Here is a 17,257-nt window from a genome sequence, read left to right as displayed (position 1 = left end):
CATCCCGCACGGCATCCCGCACGGCGCCGGACACGCGAACGCGCCCCGGCGCGGGCCGGGGCGCGTCGCGGCGGACGTGCCGGTCAGTGTCCCCTGGCCAGCCATTCCTCCAGGTGCCCGGCCTCCTCGCCGATCGAGGTGGAGTCGCCGTGGCCGGTGTACACGGTCGTCTCCGGAGGCAGGGTCAGCAGCCTCCCCTTGATCGACTCGATGATCGTGTCGAAGGAGGAGAAGGACCTCCCGGTCGCGCCGGGACCACCGTGGAACAGGGTGTCGCCGCTGAAGAGCGCGCCGATCTCCGCCCCGTACAGGCAGACCGCGCCCGGAGCGTGACCCGGCGTGTGCAGCACGGTCAGATCCACACCTCCGGCCGAGATCACCTGACCGTCCTTCAGCGGGGTGTACGGCAGGTCGGTGTAGACCATCTCCCACAGCACCTGATCGGCCGGGTGGAGCAGGATCGGCGCGCCCACCCGCGTGGCGAGGTCGGCCGCCGCGTCGATGTGGTCGTTGTGCGCGTGGGTGCAGACGATGGCCTTCACCTCGCGGTCACCGACCCGCTCGGCGATCGCGGCGGCGTCGTGCGCGGCGTCGATGACGACCACCTCGTCGGCCGAACCGACGATCCAGACGTTGTTGTCGACCTCCCACGTCCCGCCGTCCAGCGAGAAGGTGCCGGAGGTGACCACCTTGTCGATCACAGGACCACCACCGAGCGCAGGACCTCGCCGCGGTGCATCTTCGCGAAGGCGTCCTCGACGTCGCCGAGGCCGATCGTCTCGGAGACGAAGCGGTCGAGGTCGAGCCGCCCCTGCAGGTAGAGGTCGATGAGCATGGGGAAGTCGCGGCTGGGCAGGCAGTCGCCGTACCAGGAGGACTTCAGCGCGCCGCCGCGGCCGAAGACGTCGAGCAGCGGCAACTCCAGCGTCATCTCCGGGGTCGGCACCCCGACCAGGACCACGGTCCCGGCCAGGTCACGGGCATAGAACGCCTGCTTGTAGGTCTCCGGGCGACCGACCGCCTCGATGACCACGTCCGCGCCGTTGCCGCCGGTGAGCTCCCTGACCGACTCGACCATGTCCGAGGTACGGGAGTTGACCGTGTGGGTGGCGCCGAACTCCTTGGCCCACTCCAGCTTGCGGTCGTCCACGTCCACCGCGATGATCTTCGAGGCGCCCGCCAGCCTGGCGCCGAGGATGGCCGCGTCACCGACGCCGCCGCACCCGATGACCGCCACGCTGTCGCCGCGGGTCACCCCGCCGGTGTTGATCGCGGCGCCCAGGCCCGCCATCACGCCGCAGCCGAGCAGCCCGGCCACCTGCGCCGGCGCGGACGCGTCGACCTTGGTGCACTGCCCGGCCGCGACCAGGGTCTTCTCGATGAAGGCGCCGATGCCCAGGGCGGGGCTGAGCGGCGTGCCGTCCTCCAGGGTCATCTTCTGGGTGGCGTTGTGCGTGTTGAAGCAGTACCAGGGACGGCCGCGCAGGCACGCCCGGCAGTTGCCGCAGACGGCCCGCCAGTTCAGGATCACGAAGTCACCGGGCGCCACCTCCGTGACGCCCGCACCGACGGCCTCGACCACTCCGGCGGCCTCGTGGCCGAGCAGGAACGGGAATTCGTCGTTGATGCCGCCCTCGCGATAGTGCAGGTCCGTGTGACAGACACCACAGGCCTGCACCGTCACCACGGCCTCGCCCGGCCCCGGATCGGGCACGATAACGGTCTCCAGCGAGACGGGCTCGCCCTTGCCACGCGCGACCACGCCTTGGACGGTGTACGGCATGTCCTGCACCTCATCTGTTGTGAAACTCACCGAGCCCCATGGGACTCGCTTACTGGTTGGACGGCCTTGGAGAAGCCCCCGCCTCAATCATTACCAGCCCGGCGCAGCACGTACGGCTGCACCACCCCCAGACCCCGGGCAGGCCGCCGCCGGATGCGGCCGACCTCGACGCCCGGTGCGCCCTCCAGCGCCTCGGCCAGCTCGCTGTCGACGACGATGGTGCCGGGGCGGGCGATGGCCGTAAGCCTGGCGGCCAGGTTGACGGTGGTCCCGAAGACATCGCCCATGATCGGCAGCACCGGGCCGTACGCCAGCCCGATCCGCGCGTCGAGCCCGTACCGCTGGATGACGCCGACCAGGTCCAGAGCGATCATGGCCGCGGTCCGCGGGTCGGCCGCCGTGAAGAGCACCTCGTCGCCGAGTGTCTTGACCAGCCGCCCCCCGTGCTCGGCGACCACGTCGGAGGCCCGTGCCTCGAAGCCCTCGACCAGCTCGGCCAGGCCCCGCTCGTCCAGCTCGCGGGCGACCCGGGTGAAGGCGACCAGGTCGGCGAAGCCCACCGCGAGGGTGAGCCGGGTCGGCACGATCTCGTCGGTGATGTCGGCGATCGTCAGCAGGCGGGTCCCCGCGGCGGCGAGCTGGGCTCGCCAGACGTGGATCAGGACCTGCTCGAAGTCGGGGAGCAGCCGGCGCGCGGTCTCCATGACCCCCGCCAGGTCCTCGTCGGTGGGGCGCCGGCCGGGGTCGAGCATGGCACCGATCATGATCTCGGCCTGCCACTGCGCGAGCCTGGCCGTCGTCTGGCCGAGCGCCCTGGCCATCCGGATGACGGTCCGGTCGTCCAGCAGGCCGCTCTCCATCATCATCCGGACCCGCTTGAGCACCGTCACGTCCGCGTCGGTGAAGGCCACCTCGTCGTCGGGGAGCGTGGCGAACCCCAGCGCGCGCCAGATCCGCTCGGTGAGCTCCTGCGGGAGCTCGGCGAGGCTCGCCACCTGGATCCGGGTGTAGCCGGGAGAGGTGCCGACGAACAGGTGCTCGATCTGCTCGGCCGTGGGACGTCCCACGAAGATCTCCTCCTCTCCGCCCGCGCCTTCCCCCCGGCCCAGAAGGTTACGCCCCACCGGTCACCGCCCGCCGTGTTCCGATGGCTCCCCGTCGATCGCGTCGTCGAGCGCGCGGAACACCTCGGCCCGCACATCCTGGATCCGCGGGATGTCCCGCAGCGTGATCCGGCCGTGGTCGCCCGCCGACTCGACGACGAGCGTGCCGCAGCCGAGGACCCTCTCCATCAGGGTCTGGTCGGCGCTGACCGTGTTGACCTTCGCCATCGGGATGTCGTCGATGGATTTGTTCAGCACCCCCGTACTGATGGTGAACCGGTGCGAGGTGAGCACGTACGAGGTGTTCTTCCACCTCAGGTACGGCACGAACGACCACACGGTCAGCAGACCGACGGCGACCACGGCCACCGCGATGCGCGCGTAGGAGTCGTATTCGAAGGCGGGCATGAAGAAGATGGCGGCACCGGACCCCGCGATGATCAGAATCAACGCGAGGAACGGGCCGATGAGGCGCTTCCAGTGCGGGTGGAACGACCGGATTCGCCGCTCCCCCTCCGTCATGTGGTGATCGGGTAGACCCATGGGGCAAATCGTGGCACGCCTTCGTACCCCACGTCATGAGCTGCGCGGGCGAACATGCACGACGTCTCCCACGCTGAGCGCGTGCTCCTGCCCCTTGGAGCTGACGAGCAGGTGGCCGGCACCGTCGATACCGGTGGCCGTGCCGGTGAGCACCCGCTCGCCCGGCAGCTCCACCCGGACCTCCTGGCCGACCGTGGCGCTGATCGCGAGATAGGCGGCCCGCAGGCCGCACGCCTCGGCGTCGCCGTCCGCCTCCGACCACTCCCGGTAGTGGAGCTCGATCTCCCGCAGCGCCGCCCGCAGGATCGGGTCGCGGTCGACGCAGGCGGCCTTCTCGATGGCCAGGGAGGTGGCGGTCTCCACCGGCAGCTCCTCGGCACGCACGCTCACGTTGAGCCCGACGCCCACGATCACCGCGTTGTCGATCCGCTCGGCGAGCACCCCGGCGACCTTGCGCCCGCCGATCAGCAGGTCGTTGGGCCACTTGAGCCGGACGTCGACCTCGGCGACCTTCCGCACGGCCGACGCGACCGCGAGGGCGACGAGCAGGGACAGCCAGCTCTGCCTGTCCGGGGGCGGGTCGGGGCGCAGCAGCACCGAGAAGGTCAGGCCGGAGCGCGGCGGAACGCTCCAGGCCCTGCCGAGCCTGCCGCGCCCGGCGAACTGGGCCTCCGCGACGACGACGGCTCCCTGCCGCGCACCGTCGCGGACGGCCTGCGCGAGGTCGGCGTTGGTCGATCCGGTCCTGGCGACGACGGCGATGTCGGACCAGAGGCCGCCGGGACGGACCAGCGCGCGGGTGAGCGCCGCCTGGGAGAGCGGCGGACGGTCGAGATCAGTGAAGGGCGAGTCGAGCACTTAGCCATCTTGCCTCCCCTAACGACCCCCTGTTACCGAATTAGGGCAATGACCAGGGAATACTATTAACGAAGTCTGGGTGCGCAGGCGAAGCCCAGCTTTCCGAACGGGGACGAAACCGTTCGGACGGCAGCGAAAAGAGAAAATGACCGCATGAGCAGAGAGCTTGACCCGCGGGACGGCATCGAGGTGGAGGCCGTGCGCAGGCCGGGGCCCACCACGCGGGCGCGGGTCGGGCAGATGCGCTCGGGGACGCTCCACGAGCGCCGGGACGATCTGGCCACCGAGGAGCCACTGGAGATCCGGATCCAGGCGGGCGAGGAGCGCCGCACCGTCGCGATCACCATGCGCACCCCGGGGCACGACTTCGAACTGGCCGCCGGGTTCCTGTACGGCGAGGGCGTCGCGGCATCCGCCGACGTGGCGTCCATCGCCTACTGCGCGGACGACGACGTGCCGCCCGAGGCCCGCTACAACACGGTGACCGTGCGGCTGCGCGGCGACACCCTGCCTGATCTGCCCTCGCTCGACCGGCATTTCATGACGTCGAGCGCGTGCGGCGTCTGCGGCACCGCCAGCCTCGACGCCCTGCGCGGCCGCTGCTCACCGCTGCCCGCCGCCGATGACCCGCTGCGTGTCTCCCCCGAGGTCCTGTACGGCCTTCCTGGCCGGCTGAGGCAGGCCCAGGGGGTCTTCGGCAAGACCGGGGGGCTGCACGCGGCCGGGCTGTTCACCGCGGCAGGCGAGCCGCTCGCGGTCCGCGAGGACGTGGGGCGGCACAACGCGGTGGACAAACTGGTCGGCTGGGCCATGATGACCGGAAGGCTGCCGCTGGACGGGCACGTGCTCATGGTCAGCGGGCGGACCAGCTACGAGATCATGCAGAAGGCCCTCACCGCGGGCCTGCCCGTCGTCTGCGCGGTCTCCGCGCCCTCCTCCCTGGCCGTCGACCTGGCCAGGGAGTTCGGGATGACGCTGGTCGGCTTCCTGCGCGAGGAGCGCTTCAACCTCTACGCGGGGGCGCACCGCGTCGGCCCGTGAGCGCCGCCCGCCGGCCCCGTGCGGGGCCCGCGGGCGATGGCTGGAAGATCAGCCCGTGTTCTGCAGACCGGCGGCGACGCCGTTGACCGAGAGCAGCAGCAGCGTGGACAGGCGCTCGCGCTCCTCCTCCGACAGCCCCTCGTCCGCGCGGAGCGTGGACAGGGCCCGGAGCTGCAGGTGGGAGAGCGCGTCGACGTACGGGTCGCGGAGCTGCACCGCGCGGGACAGCACCTTGCGGTCCTCCAGCAGGCGGGTGTGGCCGGTGATCTCCAGGACCAGGCGGCGGGTCAGGTCGTACTCGGCCAGGACCTGCTCGACGAAGTCGTCCCTGGCGCCGAGCGCGAGGTAGCGGGCGGCGATGTCACGGTCGGTCTTGGCCAGCGACATCTCCACGTTGTCCAGCAGCGAGGCGAACAGCGGCCACTCCCGGTAGGCGGCGCGCAGTTCGCCCAGGCCCGCCTCGGAGATGACCGCCTCCAGGCCGCTGCCCAGGCCGTACCAGCCGGGCAGGTTGACCCTGGTCTGAGCCCAGGCGAAGACCCACGGGATGGCCCGCAGGTCGTCCAGGGACCGGGGCGCGCCGAGACCGCGCCGGGCCGGGCGGGAGCCCAGGCGGAGCGAGCCGATCTCCTCCAGCGGGCTGACCAGGGAGAACCACTCGGGGAAGCCGGGCGCCTCGGTCAGCAGCCGGTACGCCTTCTCCGAGGCGGAGGCGACCTGCTCGGCCACCGCCCGGAAGCGTCCCGCGGCCTCGGCCGTGCGCGCCTCGATGGACGGGGTGGAGGCGAGCAGCACCGCGGAGGTGACCTGCTCCATGTGCCGGCGGGCGATGGCGTCGTGGCCGTAGCGGGCGAAGATGACCTCGCCCTGCTCGGTGACCTTGAACCTGCCGCCCACCGACCCCGGGGCCTGCGCGAGCACCGCCCGGTTGGCGGGACCGCCGCCCCGGCCCAGGGCGCCGCCCCGGCCGTGGAAGAGCGTCAGCGGCACGTCGTGCTCGGCCGACCAGGCGGCCAGCGCCTCCTGGGCCTCGTACAGCTTCAGCGTCGCCGCGGCCGGGCCGAGCTCCTTGGCGGAGTCGGAGTAGCCGAGCATGACCTCCAGGCGCCGGTCGTCGGCCAGCCTGGCCTGGACCTCGGGGATCTCCAGCATCCCCGACAGCACGGTGGGGGCGGCCGCCAGGTCGGCGCCCGACTCGAAGAGCGGGACCACGTCGAGCCGGGGGGCCCGCTCGCCCAGCGCGTGCGCGGCCAGCGCGTGCACGGCGGCGATGTCGTCGGCCGAGCGGGTGAAGGAGACGACGTAGCGGGAGCAGGCACTCACCCCGAACCGCTCCTGGATCCAGGCGATCGTACGGATCGTGGCCAGGACCTCCTCGGTCCGCTCTGAGGTGCGCCCGGCGGCGATCTCCTCCAGCGCGGCGGCGTGGACCTGCGAGTGCTGGCGGACCTCCAGCTCGGCCAGGTGGAAGCCGAACGTCTCCACCTGCCAGATGAGGTGTTGCAGTTCCCCGTACGCCTGCCTCCTCGCCCCGGCCGCGACCAGCGACTCCTGGGCGATCCGCAGATCGCCCAGGAGCTCCTCGGGCGAGCGGTAGGCCAGGTCGAGACCGCGCTGCCTGGTGGCCGCGATGCGGGCGGCGACGAACATCAGCCACTGCCGGTGCGGCTCCTGCGGAGAGCGGGTGGCCATCTCCGAGACCAGGTCGGGGTGGTCGTTCACCGCGGCGGACAGCGCGGCCCGCAGTTCGGGCGAGGCGGGGGCGTAGCCGGCGGCGAGGGTCAGCGAGCGGCCGATCCGGCCGGCGGCGATCTCCAGGGCGATCAGCACGTGCTCGGCCTGGATGAGCACGGCGTCCCTGGTCACCTTGGCCGTGACGTTCGGGTTGCCGTCGCGGTCGCCGCCGATCCAGCTGCCGTACCTGATGAAGGCGCGGGCCCGGGGCCTCTCGGTGCCGCCGCCCCCGCCGAGCGCGGCGTCCAGGGCACGGTAGACCTGCGGGACCACCCGGAAGAGGGTCTCGTCGAAGGCCGCCATGGCGGTGCGGACCTCGTCTCGCGGGTTGAGCTTGGTGGATCTGAGCTGGGCGGTCCGCCAGAGCAGGTCGATCTCCTCCAGCAGCCGCCGGCGGGTCTCCGCCCGCTCGGCGGCACCCCGCTCGGGGCTGTTGTACAGGGCGAGCTGGCCGCTGATGCGCTGGATCGCGGTGACCACGGCGCGCCTGCGGGCCTCGGTGGGGTGCGCGGTCAGCACCGGATGCAGGCGCAACTCCTCGACCAGGCCGGCGACCTTCTCGCCACCGAGCTCCTGGACCGCCTGGGCCAGGGACTCCGGCAGCGGCTCCTCGCCGGTGTCGCGGACCCTGAGCGTGCGGATTCTGAAGTGCTCCTCGGCCAGGTTCGCCAGGTGGAAGTAGCACGTGAACGCGCGGGCGATCTGTACCGCGCGATCGACGGGCCACTCGGCCACCATCGCGGTGATCTCGTCGACCGACACCTGCCTGCGGCGGGCACCGATGACTGCCTTGCGCAGCCGTTCGACGTCGGCGAGCAGGTCATCGCCACCATGCTCGGCGATGACCTGCCCCAGAAGCTCGCCGAGCAGTCGCACATCCGCGCGCAGCTCGTCGGGCATCTCGGTGACAGCGGAGGAACGCTCTACCTGATGAGACACGGTGGCGGGCATGTTCGTCAGCGTACCCAGTCCGTTTTCTCCAGCGGAGACCGGTCTCACCCATTGGACTAGACCATTCAGCCAGCCTTGGAGATCGCCTGCAGCAGCGCCGGATACCTGGCGAAAGCGGCTTTACCCGCGATTCTCCGGCCGCCTGCGGAGAGCAGCAGTCCGTACGGCACCGCCAGCGCGGCGACCCAGGTGAGGCCGAACAGCACCGGCAGCACGATCGGCAGCACGAGCAGGCCGGTGCCGATCAGCGCGCCGAACGAGGCGACGAAGGCGATGCCGCCCTGCCCCGGAGCCGCACCCGTGAAGGCGTTCAGGCGCTCGGGCACGGTGTAGGGCATCTGCACGCTGGTCAGCGCGCCCACCCCGAGCCCGACCCCGAGGACGCCCCAGGCGGTCAGGGTGGCCGGGACCGCCCAGCCGACGTCTCCGGCCAGCAGGGCCGCGACCAGGGAGAGCACCAGCAGCAACGGCACGCCGATCGTCGCCACCGCCAGGTGCCGCCCCGCGATGTCCGTGCGCCAGTCGCGGTCGGTGCCGTAGGCGACGGCGTTCATCCACAGCGAGCGGCCGTCGATGCCGAAGGCGTTGCACCACTGCATGCTGATCAGCGCCGCGCCGATGCAGGCGGGAGCGACCGCCAGGGCGACCCCGGTCGGACCGCCCTGCCCGTTCAGCGAGAAGGCCATAATGCCCGCGACCGCGACGGCGGCGAACCAGCCGACCCTGCCCCGCGGATCACGGCGGGCGTACCTGAACTCCTTGCCCACCACCGCGGCGAGCGGGCCGTCGGGCAGGACCCTGGTCAGCAGGCCCCGGGAGTTGCGCACCGAGGAGCTCTGGGTGGAGGCGTCAGGGGAGACCAGGGCGCGGCGCAGTGCCGCGATCCACAGCCACCCCACCCCGGCGACCAGCGCGGTGAGCACGACGATCGCCAGCAGGGCCGCCGCCCCTCCGTCGGCGACGGCGTGCGCCGCCATACCCGACGGGGTCCAGCGCAGCACCGAGGCGGTACCGCGCAGCATCGCCCCCGGGTCGGCCGCCAGACCGCCGTTGAGCAGCAGGTTGGGCAGCTGTGCCGCCAGCACGACGAAGATCACCGAGACGGCCAGCACGTCGCGGCCCCTGCGGGTGCGCAGCACGCCGGAGAGCGCCGTGGTGACCAGCCGGGAGAGGACGACGCAGAGCGCGAAGTGGAGCAGCACCGCCACCGTGCCCAGGAGCACCCCGCCGGCCCCGCCGGCCAGGCCGGCCACCGCCCCGATCATGACGACCAGCGTGGCGACCGGCCAGACGCCGGTGATCGAGGCGGCGAACATGCCGGTGGCGAGCTGGCCGGTCCGCAGCGGGAAGAGCGCCAGCCGCGACGGGTCGAGCGTGTCGTCCAGCCCGAACGCGAGCAGCGGCACGATCGCCCAGCCCACCAGGAAGGCGGCGAACAGCACGGTGACGACGTCGCCTGCGACCTCGGCGGACGCGAGGCGCAGCGTGGTCATGGCGAAGAAGCCCAGGGCGGCGAAGACGATCGCGGCGATCACCGTGAAGACGAACCCCAGCAGGTGCCGGCCGCTGCCGCGCAGGTTGCCGGCGACGAGCCGGAGCTTGAGCCGTACGAACACCGAGGGCCCCACCCGCACGGTCCCGGGCACGGCCCGCCGCCGGTCCGGCGCGCTCATGCCGGGGTCGCGCCCAGCCATGACAGGCCCTCCTGCCCGCTGGTGCCGTCACCCCGGGCGCCGACCAGCCCCAGGAACGCCTCGTTGAGGCTGCGCCCCGCCCTGACCTCGTCCAGCGGCCCCTGGGCGACGATCCGCCCGCCGTCCATCACCGAGACCCAGTCGCACAGGCGCTCGACGAGCTCCATGACGTGGCTGGAGAAGACGACGGTCGAGCCGGAGCCGGTGTAGCGCCTGAGCACCTCGACGAGCGTGTTGGCGCTGACCGGGTCGACGCCCTCGAACGGCTCGTCGAGAAAGAGCACACCGGGGTTGTGCAGCAGCGCGGCGGCCAGGCCGATCTTCTTCCGCATGCCCGTCGAGTAGTCGACGACGAGTTTGTCCGCCGACTCGGTCAGGCCCATGACCTCCAGCAGCCCCTCCGCCCGCTGCTCCACCTCGGCCCTGGGGATGCCTCGGAGCTGGCCGTTGTAGGACAGCAACTCCCTGCCGGAGAGCCGTTCGAACAGGCGCAGCCCCTCGGGGAGCACGCCGATGCGGCTCTTGACCGCGACCTGGTCGCGCCAGACGTCGACACCACCGATGTGGATCGAGCCCCCGTCGGGACGCAGCAGGCCGGTGACCATGCTGAGCGTGGTGGTCTTTCCCGCCCCGTTGGGACCGACCAGCCCGGCGAAACTGCCGCCGGGCACCACGAGGTCGACGCCTCCCACGGCCACCTGCTGCCCGAATCTCTTGAACAGCCCCTGCGTTCTCACCGCCTCGATGGCGTCCGGCATGTTCCCCCCTTCCAGGGTCACGGCTCCGGCGATCAGCCGACTCATCCGGAAAACGAACGGTCGCCCCCGATAGTTCGCACTGTCAGAGGGCGGTTTACCCTGCTGGCATGAGCGAGCCCCTGAGCGCCGAAACCACGGCCGCCGAACCCGATATCCGTACGACAGCCGGGAAACTGGCCGATCTGGAACGCCGTCTGGACGAGGCCGCCCACGCGGGTTCCGCGCGCGCCGTCGAGAAACAGCACGCGAAGGGCAAGATGACCGCCAGGGAGCGGGTCCTCGCCTTCCTGGACGAGGGCAGCTTCGTGGAGTTCGACGAACTCGCCCGGCACCGGTCCACGAGCTTCGGCATGGAGCGCGAGCGTCCGTACGGCGACGGGGTCGTGACCGGATACGGCACCGTCGACGACCGCCCCGTGGCGGTGTTCTCCCAGGACTTCACGGTCTTCGGCGGTTCCCTGGGCGAGGTCTTCGGCGAGAAGATCGTCAAGGTCATGGACCACGCGCTGAAGACCGGCTGCCCGGTGATCGGCATCAACGACTCCGGCGGGGCGCGCATCCAGGAGGGCGTCGTCTCGCTGGGCCTGTACGCCGAGATCTTCAAGCGGAACGTCCACTCCTCGGGAGTGATCCCGCAGATCTCGCTGATCATGGGCCCGTGCGCGGGCGGCGCCGTCTACTCGCCGGCCCTCACCGACTTCGTGCTGATGGTGTCGGAGAAGTCGCACATGTTCATCACCGGCCCCGACGTGATCAAGACGGTCACCGGCGAGGAGGTGACGTTCGAGGAGCTCGGCGGCGCGCACACGCACAACTCCCGCTCGGGTGTCGCCCACTACGAGGCCTCCGACGAGGCCGACTGCCTGGAGTTCGCCAGGGCGCTGCTCTCCTACCTGCCGTCCAACAACATGGACGAGACCCCGGTGTTCGACACCGAGGTGGTGCTGGAGACCACCGACTCCGACCGGGAGCTCGACACGCTGGTCCCCGACTCGGCGAACCAGCCCTACGACATGCACCAGGTTCTCGAACACGTCCTGGACGACGGCGAATTCCTTGAGGTGCACGCGCAGTTCGCGCCGAACATCCTGGTGGGTTTCGGCCGGGTCGAAGGGCGCTCCGTAGGGATCGTCGCCAACCAGCCGATGAGTTTCGCGGGCACGCTGGACATCGCGGCCTCGGAGAAGGCCGCGAGATTCGTACGTACATGCGATGCCTTTAACATTCCGGTACTGACATTTGTCGATGTCCCCGGATTCCTTCCCGGCACCGACCAGGAATGGAACGGGATCATCCGCCGCGGCGCCAAGTTGCTCTACGCCTACGCCGAGGCGACGGTGCCGCTGGTCACGGTCATCACCCGCAAGGCGTACGGTGGAGCCTACGACGTCATGGGTTCCAAGCACCTGGGCGCCGACATCAACCTGGCCTGGCCGACCGCGCAGATCGCGGTGATGGGAGCGCAGGGCGCGGTCAACGTCCTCTACCGGCGCGAGCTGGCCTCGGCCGCCGATCCGGACGCCCAGCGGGCCCGCTTCGTCGCCGAATACGAGGACACGCTCGCCAACCCGTATCTCGCGGCCGAACGTGGGTATGTGGACTCGGTGATCCGCCCTTCCGACACCCGAGTCCAGATCGTCAAGGCGCTCAGGACGTTGCGCAACAAGCGCGCGACCCTGCCGCCGAAGAAGCATGGGAACATCCCGCTGTGAGACACCTGAAGATCGTTAAAGGGGATGCGACCCCCGAGGAGATCGCCGCGTTGGTGATCGCTCTCTCTGCGCACACCGCGGCCGCGACTTCGGGCCCGAAAGTCCTGCAGACGCCAAAATCCTGGAGCAATCACTCACATGGCATGCGAAAACATCTTCCTACCGGACAAGGTGCGTGGAGATCGAGCGCACTGCCGAGATAGATCCTCAGAACGGGGTGTCAACTTGCACGAGAGTTGGGACCATCTAAGAAATGGGCGCATATAGTCAGCCGATCAGCTAGTTCCGAGGCCTGGAGGACGACATGACCATCCTGGACCTCACGTCACACCCCATCGCCGCGAAGTACGCCGTCCTGGTCGACGTCGGATACCTGTACGCCGCGGCGGGGGAGGTGCTTCTGAGTGCCAAGGAGCGCAAGGAGTACCGGGTCGCGGCGGACGAACTGATCCAGGCGTTGCAGAAGCACGCGGAGGAGCGAATCCACGGCGAGCTGCTGAGGATCTACTGGTACGACGCCGCCCGCGACCGGGTGCCGACCGTCGACCAGCGGGTCATCGCGCAGCTCCCCTGGGTCAAGGTCCGCCTGGGCAACCTCAACGCGAGGGGCCAGCAGAAGGGCGTGGACGCGCAGATCAGGAGCGACCTGGAGGCGCTGGCCAGGCACCACGCGGTGAGCGACACCATACTGCTGGCCGGGGACGAGGACATGGTCCCCGCCGTCGAGGCCGCCCAGGCCTACGGGGTGCGGATCCACCTGTGGGGGGTGGAGCCGCCGTACGGCACCAACCAGGCCGAGCGCCTGGTCTGGGAGTCCGACACCGTCGAGATCATCAGTGCCGACTTCCTGCGCTCCTTCTTCAGCCGGGCCCCCGCGCCGGTCCCGGTGCCGGCCGCCCCGAGCGCCCCCTCCCCCGCCCAGGTCTTCGCCGGGCGCACCGCCGCCGCCACCGCCAAGCCCAAGGCCCCCGCGGGCCAGGTCACCAAGCTGGGCCCGAGCCGCCCGCGCGTCGAGGAGGTCGGCGAGCACGTGGCCCAGAAGTGGATTCTCACCCGCGGCCGCGACAACATCCGCGACCTGCTCCCGGGGCCGATCCTGCCCACGGTCATCGACACCGAGCTGCTCATCGAGGCGGAGAAGGAACTGGGCCACTCCCTCCGCCCCTACCCCGAGGCACGCGTCTGGCTACGCGACGGATTCTGGGCCCGCGTCTACCGCGAGTTCGAGATCGGGGTCGGCGTCTCCTCCAAGTGATACCCGGGGTGTCCGCCACGGCTCCGGTGCCGCACGCCTCAGCGCATCACGCCCCTCTCACCGGCCGTTCCCTCCCCGCGACGACCATGTCCGATTCCCGCCAGCCGTACGGAGTGGGCTGCGAGTAGCGTCATCAGCATGTCCGTGGGAGAGCTTGACTTCGACGCCTGTTACCGCGCGGTGGCCGCGAGGGACGCCCGGTTCGACGGGCGCTTCTACACGGCGGTCACCTCCACCCGTATCTACTGCCGTCCGATCTGCCCGGCACGCACCCCTTCCAGCCGCAACGTGCGGTTCTACCGCCACGCGGCCTCCGCCGAGGCCGCCGGGTTCCGGCCGTGCAAGCGGTGCCGGCCCGAGCTGAGCCCCGGCGATCCCGGCTGGGACCACCGGGGCGACCTGGTCGGCAGGGCGCTCCGGCTGATCGACGAGGGTGTGGCGGACGACGGCGGGATGGCCCGGCTGGCCGGGCGGTTGCACATCACCGGGCGGCACCTGCACCGGCTGTTCACCACGGAGCTCGGCGTGGGACCACTGGCCGTGGCCAGGACCAAGCGCCTGCTGCTGGCCAAGCAACTGCTGACCGAGACCGGGCTGCCGATCGTCGACGTGGCGTTCGCGTCGGGTTTCGGCAGCGTCCGGCAGTTCAACGCGACCATGAAGGACACCTACGGGTTCACCCCGGGCGAGCTGCGGGCGACCACGCGACGCAGCACCGACGTCTCGGGCGACGCGCTGACCCTGCGGCTACACCGCAGGGAGCCGTACGACGCCGCGACCCTGATGCGGTTCCTGGCCGCGCGGGCGATCCCCGGTCTGGAGCACGTGGACGGCACGTCCTACCGCCGCGCCGTCCCCGGCGGCACGGTCACCCTGACCTCCGAGGTGGACCACGTCCGGCTGGACGTGAGCGTCGACGACACCAGCCACCTGGCCAGGATCGTCGCCCGCTGCCGCCGCCTCCTCGACCTGGACGCGGACCCCGAGGCCATCTCCGCCGCCCTTGGTGAGACCTCGCTGGAACCGCTCGTCGCCGCCCGTCCCGGGCTGCGGGTACCCGGCGCGTGGGACGGCTTCGAGGTGGCCGTCCGCGCCGTGATCGGCCAGCAGATCTCCGTCGCGGGTGCCCGCACCATCCTCGGGCGCGTCACCGCCCGAGCCGGGCGCCCGCATCCCGGGACGGGCGTCGACGAGGGGTTGACCCACCTGTTCCCGACCGCGGCCGAGCTCCACGAGGCTGATCTGGGCGGGCTGGGCCTGACCGGGCGGCGGGTGGCCACGCTGAAGGCGCTCGCCGCCAGGGTGGCGGACGGCGAGATCGACCTGGACGGGGCACAGCAGCCCGCCCAGGCGGTGGCCGGACTGCTTGAGGTCCCCGGGATCGGGCCGTGGACCTCGGGTTACATCGCGTTGCGGGCGCTGCGCGACCCGGACGCCTGGCCTGGCGGAGACCTCGGCCTGCGGCGGGCCATGGCCTGCCTGGGCATCCCGGAAGACCACATCGAGCGGTGGCGCCCATGGCGGGCGTACGCCGCACTGCATCTTTGGAGTTCGCAATGATAGAAGCACAGGTAATCACCACCCCGGCCGGTCCGCTGGCCCTACTCGCCCGCGATGGCGTCCTGGTCGTGGCGGGCTTCACCGACGCCCCGGACGAGATGTTCGCGCGGCTCTCCCCCGGCCTCCGGTCGGAGGGCCTGGCCCTGACCGCCGACCTGGGTCACCCGGCGCGTGCCGTACGCGACTACCTGGACGGCGAGCTCGCGGCCCTCGACTCCGTGGCGCTGGAACAGCCGGGCACCCCCAAGCGGCAGCGGCTGCTCACCGCCCTGCGTGAGGTCCCGCCGGGCGTCACGATCAGCTACGCCGAGCTCGCCGAGCGGGCGGGCCTGCCGAGGACGGCGGCCAGGGCGGCCGGGAGCGCGTGCGCGCAGAACCTGATCGCGCCGTTCGTCCCCTGCCACCGCATCCTGCCGTCCACCGGCGGGTTCGGCGGCTACTACTACGGCACGCCGGTCAAGCGGTGGCTGCTCACCCACGAGAAGGCGATCGCCGGCGAGTGACACGCCGGCACGCCTAGCCGCTCTTCCTGACGGTGCTCTGTACCTCGCCCACCGGGACGTCGCGGGTGACCCCGACCTCGACCGGGTCGTAGGCGAAGGGCACCACGTCGTCCTCGATCTCGATGGGCCAGACCGAGGTGACCGTCAGCACGTAGGCGTCACGCGGCTGGTCGACCGAGGCCCGCAGGTAGCGCACGCCGCAGGTGAACGCGGCGCCCTTCGCGTACGGCTTACCGCCGGGGCCGCACTCCTCCTTGACCTCCGCCCGGTCGGCGGTGGTGCCCGCGTCGATCCGGATGTCCTCAAGGGTGGCGGTCACGGTGGCGCTCATCACCCCGGGCAGCGTCGCCGTCACGGACCTGGTGGTCTCGCCGATACCGCTCAGCCAGACCCAGGTCGGCAGGTTGACGTAGCTCCTGGCGTCCGGGTTGAGCTCGATCTTCGGCTCGGGCACGGTCAGCGCGGCGCGGGCGATCTCGACCAGCTCGGCGATGGTGATCCCGGCGGGCGGCGTGGTGTTCGGAGGCGCGAACACGTAGGGCTCGCCCAGCGCGGCCACGCACGCCATCCCCGCCGGGTCCGCGGAGTTGTAGGCGCGCTGCCACCAGGTGCCCTCCTGGCCGATCCGGGCCTCGAACGGCTCCAGTGCCTCCTTCCGCCTCTCCCACTCCTGCCCGGGGAGGGCGTCGGGCAGCGCGTCTCGCTGCGAGTCCAGCATGTCGGCGGCATTGCCCCGGGGCTCGTACCAGCAGGGGCGCTTGATCCGATAGCCGTCGCTCTTCCCACTGAGTCCGGTGCCCGTGACGACGATCCGGGAGTCCTTGAGGGTGACCCCGGCCTCGCGGCCGCGTTGATGGGCCTCGCCGGTCACTCCTCCGGTGTCGGGCGGGGCGGACGGCACCGAGGGGGCGAGCAGCAGCGACCCCGCGAGGATCACTTTTCCGATCATCGAACACCTCCGGTGTGGGGACCGGGTCCCGGCCGCGGGGAGAGAGTCATCTGAGGCAGCCCTTCGCGCGCTCGTCGGGGAGCTTCGCATGGCGGAAGATCCTGATACGCCAGCCCCCGTCGGCGGCCCGCCCCATCGCGGCGGACTGGAGGAAGGGCTTCCTGGTCCAGTCGGGCTGCCTGGCGACGGGCTTGCCGGTGGAGGAGTCGAGGAGGCGCATCTTCGACTCGTCGACGCAGACGTCCAGCTGCGCCCCCCGGTCGTCGCCCGAGCCGCTGACCGCGCTGACGTTCAGGGCGTACAGCCGGGCGGTTCCCCGCACCGACCTGCGCTCGCCGAGAAACGCCCCCACCCAGGAGGACGCGTCGTCGACCGCGTCGTACTCGACCAGGCCGAGGTAGCCGGTGTCGCGGCCCTCACTCACGACCGCCCTGAAGGCTCCGGCGAAGTAGTCGCGGAGAACCTCGATCATCGCGGTCGTGTCGGCGTCGGGCGCGGCGGGCCACTCGACCACCACCCGCACCCCCGGTGCGACCTTGACCGTCTCCGCCCTCGGCGCCGCCTGCCGCGCCGGGTCCCACGGAGAGGAGCTCGCCGCGTCCAGCGGGGATTCCCCCGGGGAGGCCTCGGCGGAGAGGTCGGCGGGAGCGAACGGCTGAGCCTCCGACGGGGTACAGGCCGCCGACAGGAGCATGACCAGCGCGATCACCACACGCACACCGATCACGCTAGAAGCGCCCGCCCGCCGGAACCACCGATATGCACGATTCGGCATGGCTCTCCCGCCGCTCCCGTGCCGGGTCTCCGGCAGGA

Annotated in this window: 16 protein-coding genes; 6 read left to right on the top strand and 10 right to left on the bottom strand. The window is 71.3% G+C overall.

Annotated elements, in window-relative coordinates:
- Nucleotides 1–83: 83 nt before the first annotated feature.
- The 5 genes from ACQP0P_RS08835 to ACQP0P_RS08815 all read right to left on the bottom strand — a co-directional run bounded on the left by ACQP0P_RS08835 (nucleotide 84) and on the right by ACQP0P_RS08815 (nucleotide 4,287).
- Nucleotides 84–701, bottom strand: coding sequence for an MBL fold metallo-hydrolase (locus tag ACQP0P_RS08835; RefSeq protein WP_433373364.1), 618 nt, complete (start codon nucleotides 699–701; stop codon nucleotides 84–86).
- A complete protein-coding gene (locus ACQP0P_RS08830; RefSeq protein WP_350911864.1) occupies nucleotides 698–1,783 on the bottom strand; it encodes an S-(hydroxymethyl)mycothiol dehydrogenase in 1,086 nt (361 codons plus the stop codon). The genes ACQP0P_RS08835 and ACQP0P_RS08830 overlap by 4 nt, the downstream gene beginning before the upstream one ends.
- A gap of 83 nt (nucleotides 1,784–1,866) precedes the next feature.
- Nucleotides 1,867–2,850 carry an adenylate/guanylate cyclase domain-containing protein gene (locus tag ACQP0P_RS08825; RefSeq protein WP_433373361.1) on the bottom strand — a complete coding sequence of 328 codons (984 nt, stop codon included), beginning with the start codon at nucleotides 2,848–2,850 and terminating at the stop codon, nucleotides 1,867–1,869.
- A 60-nt stretch (nucleotides 2,851–2,910) separates the two neighbouring features.
- Entirely contained in the window at nucleotides 2,911–3,429 is a 519-nt protein-coding gene (locus tag ACQP0P_RS08820) for a PH domain-containing protein (protein WP_343981285.1), read from the bottom strand.
- A gap of 33 nt (nucleotides 3,430–3,462) precedes the next feature.
- The gene (locus tag ACQP0P_RS08815; RefSeq protein ID WP_433373357.1) at nucleotides 3,463–4,287 is read right to left on the bottom strand and encodes a biotin--[acetyl-CoA-carboxylase] ligase; all 825 of its coding nucleotides are present in this window, start codon (nucleotides 4,285–4,287) and stop codon (nucleotides 3,463–3,465) included.
- A gap of 153 nt (nucleotides 4,288–4,440) precedes the next feature.
- On the opposite strand from ACQP0P_RS08815, the gene fdhD reads away from it, so the two are divergent.
- Nucleotides 4,441–5,328, top strand: coding sequence for a formate dehydrogenase accessory sulfurtransferase FdhD (gene fdhD, locus ACQP0P_RS08810; RefSeq protein WP_433373354.1), 888 nt, complete (start codon nucleotides 4,441–4,443; stop codon nucleotides 5,326–5,328).
- A 48-nt stretch (nucleotides 5,329–5,376) separates the two neighbouring features.
- On the opposite strand, the gene ACQP0P_RS08805 is transcribed toward fdhD, so the two are convergent.
- From ACQP0P_RS08805 to ACQP0P_RS08795, 3 genes are all read right to left on the bottom strand, one after another.
- Nucleotides 5,377–8,013, bottom strand: coding sequence for a phosphoenolpyruvate carboxylase (locus ACQP0P_RS08805; protein ID WP_433373351.1), 2,637 nt, complete (start codon nucleotides 8,011–8,013; stop codon nucleotides 5,377–5,379).
- A 65-nt stretch (nucleotides 8,014–8,078) separates the two neighbouring features.
- Nucleotides 8,079–9,707, bottom strand: coding sequence for a hypothetical protein (locus ACQP0P_RS08800; protein WP_433373348.1), 1,629 nt, complete (start codon nucleotides 9,705–9,707; stop codon nucleotides 8,079–8,081).
- A complete protein-coding gene (locus tag ACQP0P_RS08795) occupies nucleotides 9,683–10,465 on the bottom strand; it encodes an ABC transporter ATP-binding protein (RefSeq protein WP_433381755.1) in 783 nt (260 codons plus the stop codon). Before ACQP0P_RS08795 ends, ACQP0P_RS08800 begins: the two co-directional genes overlap by 25 nt.
- Before the next feature lie 107 nt (nucleotides 10,466–10,572).
- On the opposite strand from ACQP0P_RS08795, the gene ACQP0P_RS08790 reads away from it, so the two are divergent.
- The 5 genes from ACQP0P_RS08790 (at nucleotide 10,573) to ACQP0P_RS08770 (ending at nucleotide 15,495) form a co-directional block, all read left to right on the top strand.
- A complete protein-coding gene (locus ACQP0P_RS08790; RefSeq protein WP_433373345.1) occupies nucleotides 10,573–12,177 on the top strand; it encodes an acyl-CoA carboxylase subunit beta in 1,605 nt (534 codons plus the stop codon).
- Complete coding sequence (locus ACQP0P_RS08785; protein WP_433373342.1) at nucleotides 12,174–12,380, top strand: acyl-CoA carboxylase subunit epsilon; 207 nt, start codon at nucleotides 12,174–12,176, stop codon at nucleotides 12,378–12,380. Before ACQP0P_RS08790 ends, ACQP0P_RS08785 begins: the two co-directional genes overlap by 4 nt.
- A 101-nt stretch (nucleotides 12,381–12,481) precedes the next feature.
- Entirely contained in the window at nucleotides 12,482–13,432 is a 951-nt protein-coding gene (locus ACQP0P_RS08780) for an NYN domain-containing protein (protein WP_355614647.1), read from the top strand.
- A gap of 138 nt (nucleotides 13,433–13,570) precedes the next feature.
- Nucleotides 13,571–14,992: an AlkA N-terminal domain-containing protein gene (locus ACQP0P_RS08775; RefSeq protein ID WP_433373339.1), complete on the top strand. Its 1,422-nt coding sequence runs from the start codon at nucleotides 13,571–13,573 to the stop codon at nucleotides 14,990–14,992.
- Entirely contained in the window at nucleotides 14,989–15,495 is a 507-nt protein-coding gene (locus ACQP0P_RS08770; RefSeq protein ID WP_433373336.1) for a methylated-DNA--[protein]-cysteine S-methyltransferase, read from the top strand. Before ACQP0P_RS08775 ends, ACQP0P_RS08770 begins: the two co-directional genes overlap by 4 nt.
- Before the next feature lie 13 nt (nucleotides 15,496–15,508).
- Here ACQP0P_RS08770 and ACQP0P_RS08765 read toward each other — a convergent pair whose 3' ends face one another.
- A complete protein-coding gene (locus ACQP0P_RS08765; RefSeq protein ID WP_433373334.1) occupies nucleotides 15,509–16,444 on the bottom strand; it encodes a hypothetical protein in 936 nt (311 codons plus the stop codon).
- Between the two features lie 46 nt (nucleotides 16,445–16,490).
- Nucleotides 16,491–17,162 (bottom strand): hypothetical protein, encoded by a 672-nt coding sequence (locus tag ACQP0P_RS08760; RefSeq protein WP_433373331.1) that lies wholly within the window; start codon nucleotides 17,160–17,162, stop codon nucleotides 16,491–16,493.
- Nucleotides 17,163–17,257: the final 95 nt, after the last annotated feature.

The organism is Streptosporangium sp. CA-115845 (genome assembly GCF_050943795.1).
GTDB lineage: Bacteria > Actinomycetota > Actinomycetes > Streptosporangiales > Streptosporangiaceae > Streptosporangium.
This window is presented reverse-complemented; position numbering and strand designations above follow the sequence as displayed.